This is a genomic window from Helicobacter mesocricetorum, assembly GCF_900198605.1.
GTDB classification, from domain to species: Bacteria; Campylobacterota; Campylobacteria; order Campylobacterales; family Helicobacteraceae; genus Helicobacter_D; species Helicobacter_D mesocricetorum.
This window is the reverse complement of sequence record NZ_FZPJ01000026.1, coordinates 1-17718: the sequence shown is the minus strand read 5'-3', so window position 1 is coordinate 17718 and position 17718 is coordinate 1. Positions and strand designations below refer to the sequence as shown.

Genomic DNA, 17718 nt, shown 5'->3' with positions numbered 1-17718 from the left:
GCCTCCAACTATATTACCACCTCCTTTATTTTCAATGCTAAAATCTGTATTATCTAAAGCACTAATATTTCCTGCTATATTCCCTGCATTAGCAATACCAGTTTTTGCTTCTATCTTTCCTGCTATAGTAATATCCCCTGTAATATGACTATTAGAGGCTACATTAATAGCCGCCCCACTCTCACTTTTGATAGTGGCACCTTTTTGAATATCAATAGACCCTACTTCGTATTTTTTATTATTAGCATTAATACTAATGGCATCTAACTTAGATTCTATTGAGCTACCATCTGCTAAAGTAATCTTTCCTAATTTAGCTGGTGTAGATCCTGTAAAATTAATACCAAATCCCTCTGCTTTTATAGTTCCTTTATTGATAATCTCATCTACATTTACTCCTGATCCATAATTAATACCATTCTTTTTGGCACTAAGAATTCCTTCATTGCTAATAATTGCAATCTTAGTATCATAGGCAACAATAGCACCAAGATTTAGTGTATCTCCAGTAGATTCTATGGTTCCTTTATTGGTTACATTAGTAATAGTGGAGCCTGTAATTTGGATACCAGTTGCACCTTTTAAGTATCCCTCATTAGTGATATTTTTTACATTAGAATGCCCCATATATACAGCTTGGGCTGATGTATCAGTAGCATTTATAGTTCCTTTATTTGTAAAATTATCAATAGTAGCACTATTAAAGTATATACCTTGAATCCCACCTGTTATAGTTCCTATATTAGTGAAGTTTTTAGCCGTAGAAGATGATACCGTTATAGCATAAGAGGTTCCACTTTCATCTTTTATTGTTCCGCTATTAATAAAATAATCAGTGGTAGAATTAATAAACAATACAGAACTTCCTTTAGTTCCTATACTTCCGCTATTATTAAATGTCTCTATTTTAGAATTCATCCCAAATATAGCCAATCCAGATTGTTTAGTATTTTTTATAGTCCCCTCATTATTAAAGTTTGCAATAGTTCCTTTCATTTCAACACTAGTGCCTTGGGTGTTAATATTACCTTTATTAGTTATGGTTCCTACTTTGGCATTACTGCCTACATTAATAGCATTCTTATTGTCAGTATTAGTAATGCTTCCACTACTTGTAATCTCTAAGTTTTTATAATCTTTCCTTTGAGTAGCAGAGATTTGTTTATTAGTAATTGAAATTGTAAGTTTGTCAGTATTAGACGTAGTATCTAAAGTAGCACCATTTGTTATCGTCCAATCCTCTTTAGCGTGTATGTTGTTAGGAATACTCAATAAAACACCCATACAGATTAAAGAGAGAAAAGCAGGAGAGATTCTTTGATGATTAGGTTTAGAATTAATTCCTAAAGTTTGAGTATGGATTGTGGATTCTAAAAGATTAGAATCAATTTTTGGAGAAGATATCCTTTGGGCGAGTAGAGTAGCCGAAAGAGAAGGCATTATTGCCCCCCCCCCCGCAGAATATATTTTTCAGTGTGAGTGCGGAATCTGACATAACTTATATCCTCCCCATTTGCTATATTAAGAATATTATTTTTAATCTCCATTCTTTATGCTATGCCCTCAATTATAGCTAAAATTTTTATATTTAGGAATGGAAATTCAGAATTTTATAAATATTTAACCAAGAATCCTCCCACTATGTGTATAAATATTGGCTTTATTATCCCTAGCAAACCCAACTAATGTAACTCCTGTTTCTTGGGCGGCTTTTATACCCATATAAGTAGCTGCGGCTTTAGAGACTATAACAGGGATATTATGCATAACCGCCTTAACCACCATTTCTAAAGAAAGTCTTCCGCTTACAAATAGCACAGCATTACTCGCATCAACACCCTTCATTGCCGCCTTTCCCATAACCTTATCAATAGCATTATGCCTCCCAATATCCTCTGAAACTAAAATTTGATTTTCTAAAACCAGCATTGCTTTATGCACGCAGCCTGTTTTATCAAAAAGCTCACTAGAATGCGAAAAAACTTGGAGATGTTTAAAAATCTCATCAATGCTTATTTTGTAAGCAGAGTGGATAAACTTCTCTATGATATGCCCCTCTAAATTCCCTGCTACACCTACACAACAACCAGAAGTAAGCGTCTTTTCCCTAAAAAGATTTTTTAGATTCTCCTCTACAATCTTAGCCTCTATCCACACCGATTTACCATCTTTGGCAATCGTTATATTTTGGATTGCTGATATATGTTTTAAAACTCCTTCACTTATCAAAAACCCTATAATATGAAAATCTTGCTCATTAGGGATACTCATAACTGAAAGAAGTTTTTTGCCATTAAGATAAAAGGCAATCCTCTCCTCTTTAATCACACAATCAACCTCTACGCAAACCTCCCCACTTGTTTTTATCTTATCAATGGGTAAGGTTTGATAAAGATTATACATTAGGCATTAATCTCTTTGTAATAATAGCTATGCAAAATAGCAATTTCCTCCTCTCCCATTTTTCCATCCAAAATTGCCCCTAATGCACCCTCAATAGCAAACACTGCCATATAAATATGCGTAATTAAAAGCGCGATAACTAAAAAACCTAAAACATTATGCACTAATGCCATTACCCTCAAAGTCTCAATATCTGCAAACTGAAAATACATATATGCACCAGAAATTGCCATTACAAAGCCACCAATGGTGCAAACCCAAAACCACATTTTTTGCCCAGCATTAAATTTACCCGCTGGAATAGGACGATTTTGTTTGGATAAATAGCCACCCATTATCATAAACCATTCAATGTCATAGAGCTTGGGAAGCGCATCTTTTACCCACATTGCAAACATCAAGATTCCAAAGACGACAAAGACAGGAGTAGCGATTGCGTGTATATCTCTAGCCAATCGCACAAAGCCACCACCGCCTAGCTTATCGCCAAAAACCATTATTAACCCACTAAGAGCGATTAGCACAAAGGGTATCGCCGCACACCAATGCACGACAATGTTATAAGAAGAAAATACACGAATCTTTTTTCCGTGATTAAACTTCCTTTGTCCAATCACCATATAATGCCCCAAAAAAGCCAAAATAGTAAAAAGTATCACTAAGGCAAAAATTGTCGAAAAATAATGCCCTTGCAAAAGGGTAAAAATCTCTCCCCAGCCCACAGAATCTGGCGAACCAATGCCCCAAGACTTCACAGCCTCTACTTCAGGACCGCCATAAAGTTTAGGATTCATAGGGTTAATCATTAAAGAATTATTACCCTGCGTAGTTTCTGCATATTGCTTCCCATTCTCTGCATTTGGCATATTCGCCGCCAATACTGCACCCATTAAAGCTAAAAAAAGAGCAGAAATTCTAAAAAAAGATTGAAATAATTGCATACAATCTCCTTAGTTTCCATACGCAGTTTTCCAAACATTTGGCACTGCATTGGGAATATTTTGCCCCCTCATTGCCGCTCTATGGGTAATAATGTTTGAAACCTCTTCACCACTTCCAGCTAAAAGAGCCTTTGTCGAACACATACTCGCACACATTGGCACTTTTCCTTCTGCGATTCTATTTTGCCCATAGAGTTCATATTCCTCTTGGCTATTAGTCTCCTCTGGTCCTCCTGCGCAAAAGGTGCATTTATCCATAGCACCCCGACTTTCAAAAACTCCATTTTTTGGGAATTGTGGCGCACCAAAAGGACAAGCATATAAACAATACCCACAGCCAATGCAGGTTTTTTTATCGTGCAATACGATTCCATCTGCACGGATATAAAAGCAATCCACAGGACAAACCTGCGCACAAGGAGCATCGGCACAATGCATACAAGAAATAGAAACTGCGCTTTCCTTACCAACTTGCCCTTCATTGAGCAAAATTACCCTTCTACGATTGACGCCAACCGGTAAATGGTGTGCCTCTTTACAAGCCACATCACAGCCGTGGCACTCAATGCAACGATTTGTATCGCAATAAAACTTAATCCTTGAAAAATTATCAAGATTTGTTTGAATCTCACTCATAACCCTCTCCTTATCTTAGGCTTTTTCAATGCGACATAAACCGCATTTTGTCTCAGGACAAGCGGTATTATAATCATATCCATAGCTTGAAACCATATTAGCAGACTCGCCAATCACATAGGCTGCAGTGCCTTGAGGGTATTTATCAAGTAGATTCTTGCCCTGCTCTAAGCCTGAAAAGTTTTGCGGCATCCATACGCTATTGACATCCACACGATAAGAAAGCTTTGCTTTAATAAGAGCGCGTGTATCCATAGTTCCATACACCCAAACCATATCGCCATCTTTAATCCCAAGCTCAAAAGCCTTATCGGGGTGTATCTCTACAAACATCTCACCCTCAACTTCGGCTAAATATTTCGCACTTCTTGTCTCTGTCCCAGTCCCCATATGTGCAACCAAACGCCCACTTAAAAGATTAATAGGAAACTCTTTTACCCAATCTTTTTCAATCTGTCTTGAGCGATACTTGATATTTGCCCGATAGTGATTAGGTTTATCGGGGAATTGCGGATATTTATCCACTAAATCTCCCCGCACAGAGTGAATAGGCTCACGATGCAAAGGAATCTTATCATACCAATTCCATACAACCGCCCTTGCCTTTCCATTACCATAAGGGCAAAGTCCAGCCTCAAGTGCCTTTTCTACCAAGGTATTATTCCCAAAGCCTAATGCGTAGGTAGTCCCCTCTACTTGCTTTTGCTCCTCTTTGGTGAGTTTTATGCCTAGAGATTCCGCATTTGCTGCGCTAACAGGAGAATGCCCTGCGACACTAGCATTAGGCAATCTATGTGGAGAGAACATACTTTTCCCATCAGGTGAGACATCTCCCCAATTTACTCTAAATCCCATACCCCCACGCATAACAGGAATAGAATCATTATAAAACACAGGGGTTCCGGGATGCTTATCACTCCAACAAGGCCAAGGAAGCCCATAGTATTCACCCTTAAATGGTCCTTTACCCTCAAGCGTAACCTTATCAAACATATGCCAATTTTCTTGATGAGCCTTTAGACGCTTATAACTCATCCCCTGCAATCCAATAGAGCGAATGCTTTGAGTAAGCTCTGTTGTCGCATCTTCTGGCCATATAAATTCACTTCTTCCCTCTTTTTTGGCATTTTCATAAAGACTTCTTTGGAATTCTTCTAAGAATCCAAATCGTTTAGCAAACTCAAAAAGCACTTCTTGGTCTTCTTTGCATTCAAACAAAGGCTCCATTACCTTAGAACGCCACTGATAGCTACGATTTGTTGCCGCTACCGAACCAGAACTTTCCATTTGAGAAGCCGCTGGAAGCAAGAAAAGGTTATCATCCCTTTCGCTATAAATGGCTAAATCATTCACATAAGGATCGACAAAAACCACAAGATCTAATTTATCCATTGCCTTTTTTTGCAAATCTAGCAAAGAAACAGAAGTCATACCCGAACCAATAACCACCAAAGCACGAAGCTTAGTTCCCGCATTGTTTTGGATATTTTCTTCATCTAGAACGCCAAATTTCCAAGTAGAATGTGCGTAACCTTTAGTTTCCATCATCTTTTTATCTTTGAAGCGAGAAACTAGCCAATCATATTCTACATACCAATGTTTAGCAAAGTGTCTCCAAGAAGTTTCGCTTAGATTATAATAACCCGGCAATACATCAGGATTTGCCGCCATATCCGAGCTACCTTGCACATTATCGTGTCCTCTTAAAATATTCACGCCTCCGCCATTTTTACCCATATTTCCTAAAAACATTTGCAAAATCGGCATAATACGAGTATTGCTCGTCCCAACAGTGTGTTGCGTCAAGCCTTGATTCCAAATCAAACTCGCAGGTTTTGCAGCAGCCATTTCTTCAGCAATATGGATAATATCCTTAACAGGAATCCCTGTGATATTGCTTGATTCTTCAATTGTATATCGCATCGCTTCTTTAATAATCTCTTCATAGCCATAAACACGATCTTCCAAAAACTTTTTATCATAAAGATTGTTTTTGATAATATGATTGAGCATTCCATAAATAAGCGCAATATCTGTCCCGCTTCGGATTCTATAATACTCGTCTGCTTTTGCACCTGTTTTGGTAAATCTAGGATCGACGACGACAATCTTTGCCCCAGCTTCTTTTGCGCGCAAAATATGCACCATTGAGACAGGGTGATTAACCGCAGGATTTGCCCCGATGATAAAAATGTATTTTGAAAACATCATATCGCCAATATGGTTTGTCATTCCGCCAAACCCAAATGTATTTGCCACACCGGCAACTGTTGGGGAATGTCAAACGCGATTACAATGGTCGATATTATTGGTTCCAAAAAATGCGGAAAACTTCCTGTAATAGTAGGCTTGTTCATTAGAAAGTTTCGCACTTCCTATCCACATCACCGCATCAGGACCGCTCTCTTCTCGAATCGCACTTAATTTAGAAGCAATTTTATCCATTGCCTCATCCCAATTTGTCCTTTGCCATTTACCATTGACTTTTTCAAGCGGATAACGCAACCTCGTCTCACTCCGCGCCCTATCGATTAAATCCGCGCCCTTACAACAATGTCCGCCTTGAGAAATGGGATGATCTTGAGCCACTTCTTGACGCACCCACACACCATCAACGACTTCTGCTATTACTCCACAACCCACAGAACAATGCGTACAGATTGTTTTTATCTTTTTTGAGTTGGGATATTTTTCTTGCAATTCCTGCTTTGTAGCAGAACGCATTGTCTTTGAAGAATCAGCACCAAAGACATTGCTAGCACCCGCTAAACTACCAAGAGCAGTCATTTTTAAAAACGCACGTCTAGTATTGCGTCTTCTCATTGTTTCACTCATTTTTATCTCCTTTTATTTTGCAACAGAATAATACAAATCCCATTGTTTGCTTTTTTGGTAGAGAATCTCCTCTTTTTTGGATTTTCCTCGTATGATATTTTTGCTCTCTATCTTCTTATCACAGCCTGCTAGGACAACCCCAACACCAGCCACAGCTACCGAAGTTTTAGCGGCTCCTTTTAAAAACTCTCGTCTGCTTTTTTGCATTGGCACTCCTTGGTTTAAATTTGGGATAATCCCACTAAAACCTTTTAAACTTAAAAAGCATTAGTGGAAACACCGCCAAAAACTACTATTGCTGTTTATAAAGCTTAAGTATAAAATCCCTCCTCAAATTTCAAAAAAGATTCCAATAATAAAGCCAAGTGTAAATATATTGTTGCATCTTTTCGCGCCTTTATTTCTTGACACATTGTCAAAAAAGCATCTTTAGAAAATGTAAAAACTTTTTTGGCTAAATCCTCTTGGTCTTTTTTTACCAAATAACGCATAAACCCAAATAAAAACCCGATATGTTCTTCGGTATCTTTGAAGTTATCTCTATTTAAACGAATATCACTTTGCTTCACAAGCGAACGCACTTTTAGCAAACTTTCTCCGCCAATGCAGTTTTCGTAATAGTGAGAGAGATGAATCCCAACTTGCTTCTCCCCAAAGGGTAAAGCAAACATTTGCGTATGCTCTTGCTTAAAGCCTTGCATACCCTTATTGTTTATTTCTTGTTGCAAATAGCCAAGACTTTCATCTAAGGATTCTTCTAATAAAGATTGCTTCAAAATCAAAATCTGCTTTTGGGAAGTTTCTAATCTCCCCTCAATGAGTTCATACACAAAAAAACCATTAAAAAAATCATAGTAGAGGATTCTGGCATTTTGAATATTTTGCTGTTCTTCTTTGGTTAAATGAAGCATTAAAGCCATCCAAACATTACTTTAACTTTGCAATCTGGACAGCATTGGAGTGTTTTTAACTTTTTCTCATCAGAAGCAAAAGCAGAGCTTAGAATCGCAAAAACTTTATCAATAGATTTTTTAGTCGAAAAAACCTTTCCGCACTCTACACACTTAAAAGGCTCATCTTTAGCAAGTTCCCTGCTTTTAAAGTATTCTCTATTAAGCTCTAACCCATCCCTACTTAGCTCCATCACATTTTCTGGACAGGATGTTACGCAATAACCACAGGTAGTGCAGATAGAAGGATTAAATCGCAAAGAAAAATCATCCTCTTTAGCAAAAATGGCATTCACATTACAGGCTCCCACACAAGAGAGACAAAGTGTGCATCGCATAGAATCCACCTTGATATTCCCATAAAAAACAGGTTCTGCACTTTTTGCAACGCCAAAGTCTTTATCTTTGATTAGATAAGAAATTCGCTGCGCTAAAGATTCACGATGCGGTCTGTGGTATCGGTTTTTATAAAGATATGATTCAAAACTCCCAATGGCACTCAAAGCCTCATTAATTTGCCCTAACTCACTCACATAATAAATGGCATTTTTTTGATAAACTTGCATACTAAGGTGATTTACAAAGCACACAACGCTTTCTATCCAGTGATTTAACAAAGACTCCTTAAGTCCAAAAACAAGAATCTCATATCCACTAGTTTGAAGCATTGTCAAAAGATCATTTTCGTTTAAAAACAAAAGGTTTGGCAACACGAGAGGGAGAAAAGAAGGAGGCAAAGTAAAACCCTTTTCTACAAGATAGGCATAGGATTTGTTATCACACAAAAAAATCTTTTTATCTTGATAAAGCTCTATAATCTCCTCTAAACCCCCCTTTGGCATCTCCTCATACTCCAAAGCCCCCGTAGGACAAACCCCCACACACGCACCACAGGAGATACAATCAACAGGAGAGAATACAAGCTCCATCAAGCTATCATTAGCCCCCACCCCAAAAGTAGGGCAAATCTGTGTGCATTTGGAACAATGCTTATCGCGGCGATGATGGTATTGGCAAATCTCATCCTTAAAGCTAATGACTTCTTTGTAATCTACCCCTTTAAGATTCTCTTTAAGAGTTTCCATTAAGTGTTTGGGGTTATCAAAATCTGCAACGCTTTCAATCCCTCTAAAGCGCAAAAGATTTTCATCATAAACAAACATTACCCCTTGAGAAAAACAAATTTCGCTATCTTGATTGTCTTGTTTGTCTATTTTCATTTTTGCCACAAAAGAACCAAAACTTCCACTAACCATAGAAACATCATCAATATCCAAGCAAAAAACTTCAAACTCACTTTCTAAATCTTTGGCAAAATGCCTCACAATAGAAGGGATTTTTGAAAAGGTAGAATCCCCTAATTCACTCGCATAAAAAAGGGCGATTTTATTGTTAATTGCTAGGTGTTTTGAATCAAGGGCAAAATCATCAATTATTTCTTGTGTTTTACCTAAAAAATCTAATTGCTCCTTATAGGATAAATATTTCTTATCTAATAATAAATGACCCATAGGCAATGAATTTAAAAATTTCATCAAAAACCTTTTATAAATAAGCCCTTATCAATACAGCTTTTACTCTTTATTTTACTCCTAATATCTTATAAAAGTCAATATTTTTTTAAACATTTCATTATATTTATTGATATATACCAAAGCTTAATTTAAGTTTTTGAATTTGTTAATTTTGGAAGTTTAAATCAGAAGTTCAGATTAGGAATTTAAAGTTATAGCAACAAGTTTTATATTTACTTTAGAGTAAAACTAGCTTTTGCTAGTTTTACTTGGTAGCACCTTTTTTCAAAGCCTCATTAGCATATCTTTCGCCAATTTCAAAAGCTTTTTTATTAAGTTCAATTACTTTAGCTGGAACCTTACTAATCATTGTGTCATAGACTAGATTTCGTTCTACACATTTCGTTAAAGTTACGGTTATAGCCAGGGCAACAACAGATTGAGTAACAACATTACCTACTTCTTCTTTTGCTATGGTTATGATAGGAATAGAGTAAATTTTAAATTTTTGTTTATCTTCCTCGCTAGGTGTTATTAAGTTTGGTTCTATCACAATCGTTGCGCCTTCTTTTAATCCCCCTTTAAATTGATCATAGCTTATTTGAGCAGTAGATAACATAAACTCTACTTCTCCTTCGTTGGCATAAGGATATAAGATTTCATTTTCATCAAGCAAAATATCAACTTTTGTAGGACCACCACGAACTTGGGAAGTATAAGTAGCTGCTTTAACACCATACCCACCATTTTTAATTTGCGCTTCTGCCAATATTTCACCCGCTAACAAAACTCCCTGTCCCCCAACTCCTGTGAAGCGAAGTTGTCTTCTCATTTTGCACCCCCCTTTTTAGCTTGTGCCTTTTCTTGCACTTGTTTATAAGCCTTACAATACTCTATTGCATCAGGATTATGATGTAAGATTCCTGTTGGGTATTTTTGAGACTTTTCAGATTCTTCTAAAGCATCATATTTCTTTTTGGAGATAACAAGGTTTTCAATCCATTTAAGCGTATCTACTGCTTCTCCCATTTTATTTTTTCTACCTAAATTAACATGACAATTACTGAAAATGTCAATAAAACTAAAACCTTCGTGCTGAAACCCTTCTACTAAAACCTTTTCCATCTTTTTAGGATCTAAAACAGATTCTCTAGCTACAAAACTCGCTCCTGCTGCTTCTGCTAATTTACAAGCATCAAAAGTAGGATCAATATTGCCATATTGTGCGGTTACAGTCCACATTCCCTTTGGTGTTGTTGGGGAAGTTTGAGAATTTGTCAAACCATAGATAAAATTATTAATCAACACATAATTAATATCAATGTTTCTTCTACAAGCGTGAATAGTATGGTTTCCACCAATAGCTAAACCATCACCATCACCACCTACAACAATAACTTTTTTTGTAGGATTTGCTAATTTAATCCCTGTAGCATAAGCTAATGTTCTACCGTGTGTAGTATGCACTGTATTACAATTTACATAAGAAGAAACCCGACCACTACAGCCAATCCCACTTACCAAACAAACATCATCCATATTCCAACCAAGCTTATCAATAGCTCGCACGACAGCTTTTAAAATAATACCATCGCCACAACCCCAACACCAAAGTGTTGGCATTTTATCAACTCTTAAATACTCATCATAATTAAATGCCATTTTTATAACTCCTTCACTTTATTGATTATTTCCATTGGAGATAATGGGCGTCCATTTGCCTTCCCTAAAAAGCCTACTTTCTTTTTCATAATATGTTCAACTTCTACTAAAAATTGTCCTTTATTGAGTTCTGCTACAAGAATCTTATTAAATCTTTGACCTAATTCTTTTAATTGTTCTTTAGGGGATGGCCAAATTGTAATAGGTCTAAAAAGCCCTATCTTAATACCGCTTTCGCGCAATCTATCTACTGCCTCTTTAGCACTTCTTGAAGTAGAGCCATAAGCAATTAATAAAATCTCGGCATCCTCTAGTTTATATTCCTCATAAGCTACAATTTCATTCCTCTTACTAAGAATCTTATTAAAAAGCCTATCAATTAAATTTTGAGAAAGCACAGCATCTTCTGTTGGGAATCCTGTAGGTCCGTGGTGCAATCCTGTAATATGGTAACGATAACCTTGAAAGAAAGGATTTAAAATAGCTGATTCATCTTGTGCAACATCATAAGGTTTATAGTCTTTCTTGTCGCCATTAAAAACACGACGATTTATAATACCTTTTTGAATCTCTGTTAAATCTGGCACTATCGCTTTACCGTGCATATGCCCCAAAGTTTCATCAAGCAATAAAAATACAGGAGTCATAAACTTCTCTGCCAAATTAAAAGCACGAACTGTTTCTGTATATGCTTCCTCTAAACTACCTGGACACAAGGCAATAGACTGAAAATCACCATGTGTTGGATGAGCCGCTTGAGCAATATCGCCTTGCGCTACACGAGTTGGCAATCCCGTAGATGGTCCTCCACGCATTACATTAACAATCACCAAAGGTATCTCTGCCATAAAGCTTAATCCAATTTGTTCAGATTTTAAAGAAATTCCAGGACCTGAAGTGGCAGTCATTGATTTCGCACCACTCATCGCCGCTCCAAGTGCCACAGAAATTCCCCCAATTTCATCCTCCATTTGGATAAAACTCCCATTCTCTCTTGGCAATAATACACTCATTTCGTGCGCTACTTCACTAGAAGGCGTAATAGGGTAACCGCCAAAAAATTTACAGCCTACATCAATAGCTGCGTGTGCTACCAATTCATTTCCACTTGAAATTATTTCTCTGCTCACTTTTTACTCCTTTATAGAACCATAAAACCATTAGCCCTAATTGCTTCTGCTCTTTGCTTAGAATCTTCTGTTAATTTTGCAAATTTAAATTCTTTTTTGTCTGCAACAGCAATCGCAAAATCTGGACAATGTAACTCACAATCCATACAACCAATGCAACTTTCAGGATGAATAACCTTAACAATTTTCCCTAAAACTTTATGTTCATCTAACTGCATACCTAAAGTTCCACTAGGGCATACAGATACACATAAATCACACGCCTTACAACGACTCTCATTCACCCAAACCGGAGTATTTTCCGGTGCTTTTAATAATCCCATTTCTTAACTCCTTATCATTTTTTAGAAAACTAAAAATCCACTTTCAAGTCGATATTTTTTAAATTTTATCCCTCCTCAAAAATAGATTCAAAAATAACTTTTATTTAATTCATTAACAAGAATTAAAACAGATTGTATGGATTTATCAAATTGCTTCTTTTCCACTTCATTAAGTTTCAATTCTACAATCCTTTCAACTCCATTAATGCCAAGCTCTACAGGCACACCACTTACTACATCGGTATAACCATACTCCCCTTGCAAAAAAACAGCACAAGGTAAGATTTTATGGCTATCACTCATAATAGCTCGCACCATTTCTGCAGTAGCCTTTGCAGGCGCAAAATAAGCAGAACCATTTTTCAGACAGGATACAATTTCAACCCCTGCATTTTTAGTCCTCTTAATGACTTCATCAATTTCTTCTTGACTAAGCAATTCACTAAGTGGCACACCATTAACTGTAGAAAACCTAGAAAGAGGCACCATATCATCGCCATGTCCTCCCATAACAGGAGCTACAATTTGTCCTTGAGCGCAACGAATCTTATCAAAAATAAAACTTGCCATTCTTGCACTATCTAACACACCAGCCATACCTAAAATCTGTCTTGGATTAAACCCCGTTTCTCTTAATGCAGTATAAACCATAGCATCAAGAGGATTTGTTACAAGCACAACAATAGCTTCTGGTGCATTTTCTCTAATATCTTTTGAAATTTCGCTAACAACTTTGGCATTTGCAAACAATAAATCATTCCTGCTCATTCCGGGTAGTCTTGGAGAACCTGCTGTTATTACAATAACATCACAGCCTTGTAAATCTTTAGGAGAAGCAATTACACCTAATTTTGTAAAATTCACATCTATACAAGAGGCTTGGAACATATCTAAAAGCATACCCCTAGCTCTGTCTTTATCCTTGTCCTGTAAAACAATTTCATAAGGGGTTGTAGCAGATAAAATAAAGGCTAAAGTAGAACCTACATGACCTGCACCTATAATTCCAACTTTCTTAACTCGTTCCATAAATTTACATATCCTTAAGAAGATAAAAATAAATTTGTATTTTTTACAAAAAGCAAAATTTTATTTAACTTTATCTGTTAGTATTGTCAATCATTTTACCTTAAATAAATCTTATTATTTGCATTTTTTTGTTATTTTGAAAAATGTTCCAAATGCTCTTGATAGCTTTTAGAAAAAGAATGCACGCCATTTTTATTCCTTACAAAATAGAGGTAATCGACATTTGCAGGAAATATAGCTGCTTGAATCGCCTTAAAACTCACACTCCCAACAGGTGCTTGTGGGATTCCATCATAGCGATAAGTATTATAAAAGGTTGTATCATTTCGTATCATTTCAGGAGTAACTTTTGTATGGGAATATTTTCCATAATTTAATGTACCATCCATTTGTAGGCGCATTTTCAATCTTAAACGATTATGAATAACCGCCGAAACTAAAGGCATTTCATCAGAATTGGCGGATTCTTTTTGGATAATAGAAGCAAGTGTTATATACCTAAACCATTGTTTTTCATCATATTCACCTAAAAATTTTATTGCCCATTTTTGATGCTCTTTTAAAGAAGTATTAACAAGATAATACATCAAATGTTCTTCGCTAATGCCTTTTGGTATCTTATAGGTATTTGCTAAAATCACTCCATCAATGTAAGGAGCATATTCTTTATAGGCTAGATGCAATTTTGCTTCATCAAGTCCTAATTGGAGCGTTAAATCTTTAATGAAAAAATACAAAGTCTCACCTGGAATAAGCGTAATATCTTCTAAAACCGCCTTTGATTTGGTTATTAGATATAAAAACTCTCCTTTGGTTAATTGCGTCCTACCAATATCTAGCCAACCGCTTTGGATATGTCCAAAAAATTGTAAAATATAAGCATCAATTTTCATTAAGTCAAAATTATTTTTTCTTAAGTATGTTATAATTTCGTTTGTTCCTCCTTGTGGGATATAAACCACTTTGCTAGAACTCATTGGAATTTGCAAATAAAAACACAAGACAATTAGTAAAATGAAAAAACTATCGATAAAAACATTAAAAATAATTCTATTTTTTACATTTTTTATTGGAATATCCATAACACTCTATGCCTTTCTTTACAATGGAATAAAAATTCACCAATTTGAAATTGCTGGGGTAAAGCTTGAAGGATTGTATCTAAAGTTAGATAAAAAATTAATTGTGCAACTCCAAACTCTTAATCTAACAAACATAGATTCCACAGAACAAAAGACTTTCAATATCAAACAACAAATCCAATATGTAAAAAATATTCATTTAATCTTGCAATATTTTCAACAAATTCGTATTGAGAAAATACTTTTTGAAGACTATCAGGCAAATTTATTTTATGATGGAAATAATTTTACGATTAATCTCCCTGAAATCTATGCAAAACTTAATCTTAATGAAAGTTCTTCTAAAGTCCTTATTGAGATTCAAGATCTTTATTTAAAACCTTATAACATCTACTATCAAGGCAATGGAGAATATAATCTAAAAAAACAATCTTTAAACCTTGTAGGAAAACTAGATTTTTTACAATCTCAAGATTACAACACTTTAGCAAGTATTCATTTGCAAATTAACAGCACTCTTAATAACCTCTTACTTACTGGTTCTAGCACTATTTTTAAAGATATTAAATTTTTACGCCCTATTCTTCCAAAAATACAAAGCCCACTCGTAGATTCTTGGATTTTTGACAACTATTCTGCCACAGATATAAAGATTCACGACTTTTTAGTTAATATTCCTTTAAAAAGTAAAAATATCCTAGAAGATTCCCTAAAAAATCTTTATGTCTCCCTAGAAGCAAACAATGCACATATCACTTTTCATTCCAATCTTCCACCCGTTAATACTAATAATCTTCAAATAATCTTCCAAAATAATGCTTTAGAATTTTATCCCGCTAACCTTAGCTACCAACATCATTCCCTAAATGGTAGTCGAGTTGTTTTAAAAAATCTTACAACAAATCCTTTTTTGCAAATCAATATTACCACAGATACGATTTTAGATTCAGCCATTTTAGAGCTTTTACAAGCTTACCATATCACACTTCCTATTGCCATACCTGAAGCAAAAATCAAAACTAATCTTTATTTGGGACTTGATTTAATCTCCCATTCTTTAGAAGCAAAGGGTTTCTTTGACACCCAAAATGCAAAAACCCTAATAAATTCTATACCTCTAACTTCTGATACTATCCAAGTCAAACTTGATAATGAACTAATTTATGTCGAGACAAAAAACACTCAATATCAAAACCTCTTAAAAACCGATACAAGCTTCATTATCAATACACATAACAAAAATCTAAGCGGAGATTTAGCGATTGATTTTCTTTTATTATCCGAAAAGCTACCAGAATTTTTGTTTATACAAGGGCAAAAACTGCCTTTTAATGTAGATTTTCAAAACAAAGATAAAACTATTCTTTCATTCCCAACCTTTGCCTTCAAAGCTATCCTAAGCGATTCTTATAGCTTTAACTTCCAAAACATTGCATTTTTCCTACCTTTTTCTAAATTTTTAAAGAACTACTACTTACAAGGTGGAGAAGTCAAAATATCCACACAAGACTTTAAACATTTCAAAGGTGATTTAAAAATTCAATCTAGCCAACCTTTTTTACGAGACAAATCAACAAATAAACCTTGGGATTCTTTGCATTTATTACTAGATTATCAGCCGACAAACTTTACTATCCAAACAAAAGATAATACCTTTAAATTCCATAGCTCTAAGTGGTCTAAAAACCTTCATCTTAATAATCTTACTTTCTTCATTGACACAGCACAAATTTCTAACCATATCCTTGATGATATTCCATTAACCATTGAGGGAAAAAACTCTAATATCCTTTTTAAAGATAAAATGCTCTTAAGTGATGACTTTTCATTTTCGATAGTAGGAGATGAGATAAAAGGAACCTTAAAATATAAAAATGGTGTAGCAGATATCTATAAAAAAAGTCATTTTTACACGATTGACGCTAGAGAATTTGGAGATGAATTTATTAATACTTTCATTAAAAAAAACGCCTTTCATCAAGGAAGATTCTTCTTAAACGCTAATACCAATCTACAAGGGGTGTTAATAGGTGAAATAAAATTATTCAATACCTCTATAAATGAACTCAATATTCTTCAAAACTTTATGGCTTTTATTGATACCATCCCTGCATTATTAAGCCTTAAAAACCCGGGATTTAATCAAGATGGTTATTATATTAAAAATGGGACTATTCAATTTGGGCTTAATGAGGAATTCCTTGCGATACAATCCCTTGAACTTAATGGTAGCTCTATTGATATCAAAGGAAAAGGCATTCTTTCTTTAAGCGACAATAATCTTGATTTTTACGCACAACTCATTACCGTGAAATCCTTAAGCAATATTATTAACAAAATCCCTGTTGTCAATTACATCCTGCTTGGTAAAGAGGGTAAAATTTATACAAACTTTACAATACAAGGGACACTAGAAAATCCTATTATTCAAACCAAAGTTACTCAAGATATTCTCCTCTCTCCTTTTAATGTCTTAAAACGCGTTATTACTTCACCCTTTGAAATCTTTAATAAAGCAAACAATGAAACAATGGAATAAAGGAAATTTATGCAAAAAGCCACCAAAAAACAAATTCAAGAAATAAAATCCCTTTTTTTGCAACATTATAAAAACGCAAAAACAGAATTAAACTATACCAATGACTATGAATTACTCATTGCTGTAATGCTCTCTGCCCAATGCACTGATAAGCGCGTCAATCTTATCACACCAGCACTCTTTAAAAGATACCCCAATATCATTTCACTTAAGGATGCGGATATAGAAGAAATAAAAGAACTCATTAAAACTTGTTCATTTTTTAATAATAAAGCTAAAAACCTCAAAGCAATGGCGCAGGAAGTTTATGAAAACTTTCAAGGCAAAATACCACAAGATAGAGAGGCACTAAAAAGTTTATCTGGTGTTGGACAAAAAACTGCTAATGTCGTCTTAATTGAATCTAAAGATGCTAATTTTATAGCAGTAGATACTCACGTCTTTAGAGTCTCTCACCGACTAGGATTAAGTAAGGCAACCACACCTCTACAAACAGAAGAAGATTTAACGAAAGCCTTTAAAGACAATCTTAACACTTTACACCAAGCTATGGTTTTATTTGGCAGATATACCTGCAAATCACTTAATCCACAATGCCAAGATTGCTTTTTAAATCATCTTTGCAAAAGCAAGATAAGCTATAAACCCCGCTAACCCCTAAAACTTCTTCTTAT

The 17718-nt window shown here is 35.3% G+C and carries 16 protein-coding genes; 2 read left to right on the top strand and 14 right to left on the bottom strand.

What is annotated here, in order from left to right; translation table 11 throughout:
• The 14 genes from C6H18_RS06395 to mltG form a co-directional block, all read right to left on the bottom strand.
• On the bottom strand, positions 1–1440 hold a 1440-nt coding region (locus C6H18_RS06395), incomplete at its 3' end, for a hypothetical protein (protein ID WP_158654881.1).
• Between the two features lie 180 nt (positions 1441–1620).
• Positions 1621–2403 (bottom strand): formate dehydrogenase accessory sulfurtransferase FdhD, encoded by a 783-nt coding sequence (gene fdhD, locus C6H18_RS06390; RefSeq protein WP_104722284.1) that lies wholly within the window; start codon positions 2401–2403, stop codon positions 1621–1623.
• Positions 2403–3344, bottom strand: a complete 942-nt coding sequence (locus C6H18_RS06385; protein WP_104722283.1) for a formate dehydrogenase subunit gamma — start codon at positions 3342–3344, stop codon at positions 2403–2405. The genes fdhD and C6H18_RS06385 overlap by 1 nt, the downstream gene beginning before the upstream one ends.
• A 9-nt stretch (positions 3345–3353) precedes the next feature.
• A complete protein-coding gene (fdh3B, locus tag C6H18_RS06380) occupies positions 3354–3980 on the bottom strand; it encodes a formate dehydrogenase FDH3 subunit beta (RefSeq protein ID WP_104722282.1) in 627 nt (208 codons plus the stop codon).
• 15 nt (positions 3981–3995) lie between these two features.
• Positions 3996–6815: a molybdopterin-dependent oxidoreductase gene (locus tag C6H18_RS06375; RefSeq protein WP_233704086.1), complete on the bottom strand. Its 2820-nt coding sequence runs from the start codon at positions 6813–6815 to the stop codon at positions 3996–3998.
• Positions 6816–6827: 12 nt separating this feature from the next.
• Positions 6828–7022 (bottom strand): twin-arginine translocation signal domain-containing protein, encoded by a 195-nt coding sequence (locus C6H18_RS06365; protein WP_104722279.1) that lies wholly within the window; start codon positions 7020–7022, stop codon positions 6828–6830.
• Between the two features lie 104 nt (positions 7023–7126).
• Positions 7127–7735: a molecular chaperone TorD family protein gene (locus C6H18_RS06360; RefSeq protein WP_104722278.1), complete on the bottom strand. Its 609-nt coding sequence runs from the start codon at positions 7733–7735 to the stop codon at positions 7127–7129.
• Entirely contained in the window at positions 7726–9300 is a 1575-nt protein-coding gene (locus C6H18_RS06355) for a 4Fe-4S binding protein (RefSeq protein WP_104722277.1), read from the bottom strand. Before C6H18_RS06355 ends, C6H18_RS06360 begins: the two co-directional genes overlap by 10 nt.
• A 244-nt stretch (positions 9301–9544) precedes the next feature.
• A complete protein-coding gene (locus C6H18_RS06350) occupies positions 9545–10111 on the bottom strand; it encodes a 2-oxoacid:acceptor oxidoreductase family protein (protein WP_104722276.1) in 567 nt (188 codons plus the stop codon).
• Positions 10108–10941: a 2-oxoglutarate ferredoxin oxidoreductase subunit beta gene (locus C6H18_RS06345; RefSeq protein WP_104722275.1), complete on the bottom strand. Its 834-nt coding sequence runs from the start codon at positions 10939–10941 to the stop codon at positions 10108–10110. Before C6H18_RS06345 ends, C6H18_RS06350 begins: the two co-directional genes overlap by 4 nt.
• 2 nt (positions 10942–10943) lie before the next feature.
• Positions 10944–12071, bottom strand: coding sequence for a 2-oxoglutarate synthase subunit alpha (locus C6H18_RS06340; protein ID WP_104722274.1), 1128 nt, complete (start codon positions 12069–12071; stop codon positions 10944–10946).
• An 11-nt stretch (positions 12072–12082) separates the two neighbouring features.
• A complete protein-coding gene (locus tag C6H18_RS06335) occupies positions 12083–12394 on the bottom strand; it encodes a 4Fe-4S binding protein (RefSeq protein WP_034554981.1) in 312 nt (103 codons plus the stop codon).
• An 87-nt stretch (positions 12395–12481) separates the two neighbouring features.
• A complete protein-coding gene (locus C6H18_RS06330; RefSeq protein ID WP_104722273.1) occupies positions 12482–13423 on the bottom strand; it encodes a malate dehydrogenase in 942 nt (313 codons plus the stop codon).
• Positions 13424–13554: 131 nt separating this feature from the next.
• Positions 13555–14505, bottom strand: a complete 951-nt coding sequence (gene mltG / locus C6H18_RS06325) for an endolytic transglycosylase MltG (protein WP_104722272.1) — start codon at positions 14503–14505, stop codon at positions 13555–13557.
• A 73-nt stretch (positions 14506–14578) separates the two neighbouring features.
• Between mltG and C6H18_RS06320 the strand changes: the two genes are divergently transcribed.
• Positions 14579–17044, top strand: coding sequence for a YhdP family protein (locus C6H18_RS06320; RefSeq protein WP_233704085.1), 2466 nt, complete (start codon positions 14579–14581; stop codon positions 17042–17044).
• 9 nt (positions 17045–17053) lie between these two features.
• Positions 17054–17698: an endonuclease III gene (gene nth, locus C6H18_RS06315; RefSeq protein WP_104722270.1), complete on the top strand. Its 645-nt coding sequence runs from the start codon at positions 17054–17056 to the stop codon at positions 17696–17698.
• Positions 17699–17718 lie beyond the last annotated feature (20 nt).

Coding starts and splice junctions, on each gene's coding strand:
- C6H18_RS06345 (WP_104722275.1), bottom strand. CDS start 10,941: ATGGCATTTAATTATGATGAGTATTTAAGAGTTGATAAAATGCCAACA.
- nth (WP_104722270.1), top strand. CDS start 17,054: ATGCAAAAAGCCACCAAAAAACAAATTCAAGAAATAAAATCCCTTTTT.
- C6H18_RS06355 (WP_104722277.1), bottom strand. CDS start 9,300: ATGAAATTTTTAAATTCATTGCCTATGGGTCATTTATTATTAGATAAG.
- fdh3B (WP_104722282.1), bottom strand. CDS start 3,980: ATGAGTGAGATTCAAACAAATCTTGATAATTTTTCAAGGATTAAGTTT.
- mltG (WP_104722272.1), bottom strand. CDS start 14,505: ATGGATATTCCAATAAAAAATGTAAAAAATAGAATTATTTTTAATGTT.
- fdhD (WP_104722284.1), bottom strand. CDS start 2,403: ATGTATAATCTTTATCAAACCTTACCCATTGATAAGATAAAAACAAGT.
- C6H18_RS06360 (WP_104722278.1), bottom strand. CDS start 7,735: ATGGCTTTAATGCTTCATTTAACCAAAGAAGAACAGCAAAATATTCAA.
- C6H18_RS06385 (WP_104722283.1), bottom strand. CDS start 3,344: ATGCAATTATTTCAATCTTTTTTTAGAATTTCTGCTCTTTTTTTAGCT.
- C6H18_RS06365 (WP_104722279.1), bottom strand. CDS start 7,022: ATGCAAAAAAGCAGACGAGAGTTTTTAAAAGGAGCCGCTAAAACTTCG.
- C6H18_RS06335 (WP_034554981.1), bottom strand. CDS start 12,394: ATGGGATTATTAAAAGCACCGGAAAATACTCCGGTTTGGGTGAATGAG.
- C6H18_RS06350 (WP_104722276.1), bottom strand. CDS start 10,111: ATGAGAAGACAACTTCGCTTCACAGGAGTTGGGGGACAGGGAGTTTTG.
- C6H18_RS06330 (WP_104722273.1), bottom strand. CDS start 13,423: ATGGAACGAGTTAAGAAAGTTGGAATTATAGGTGCAGGTCATGTAGGT.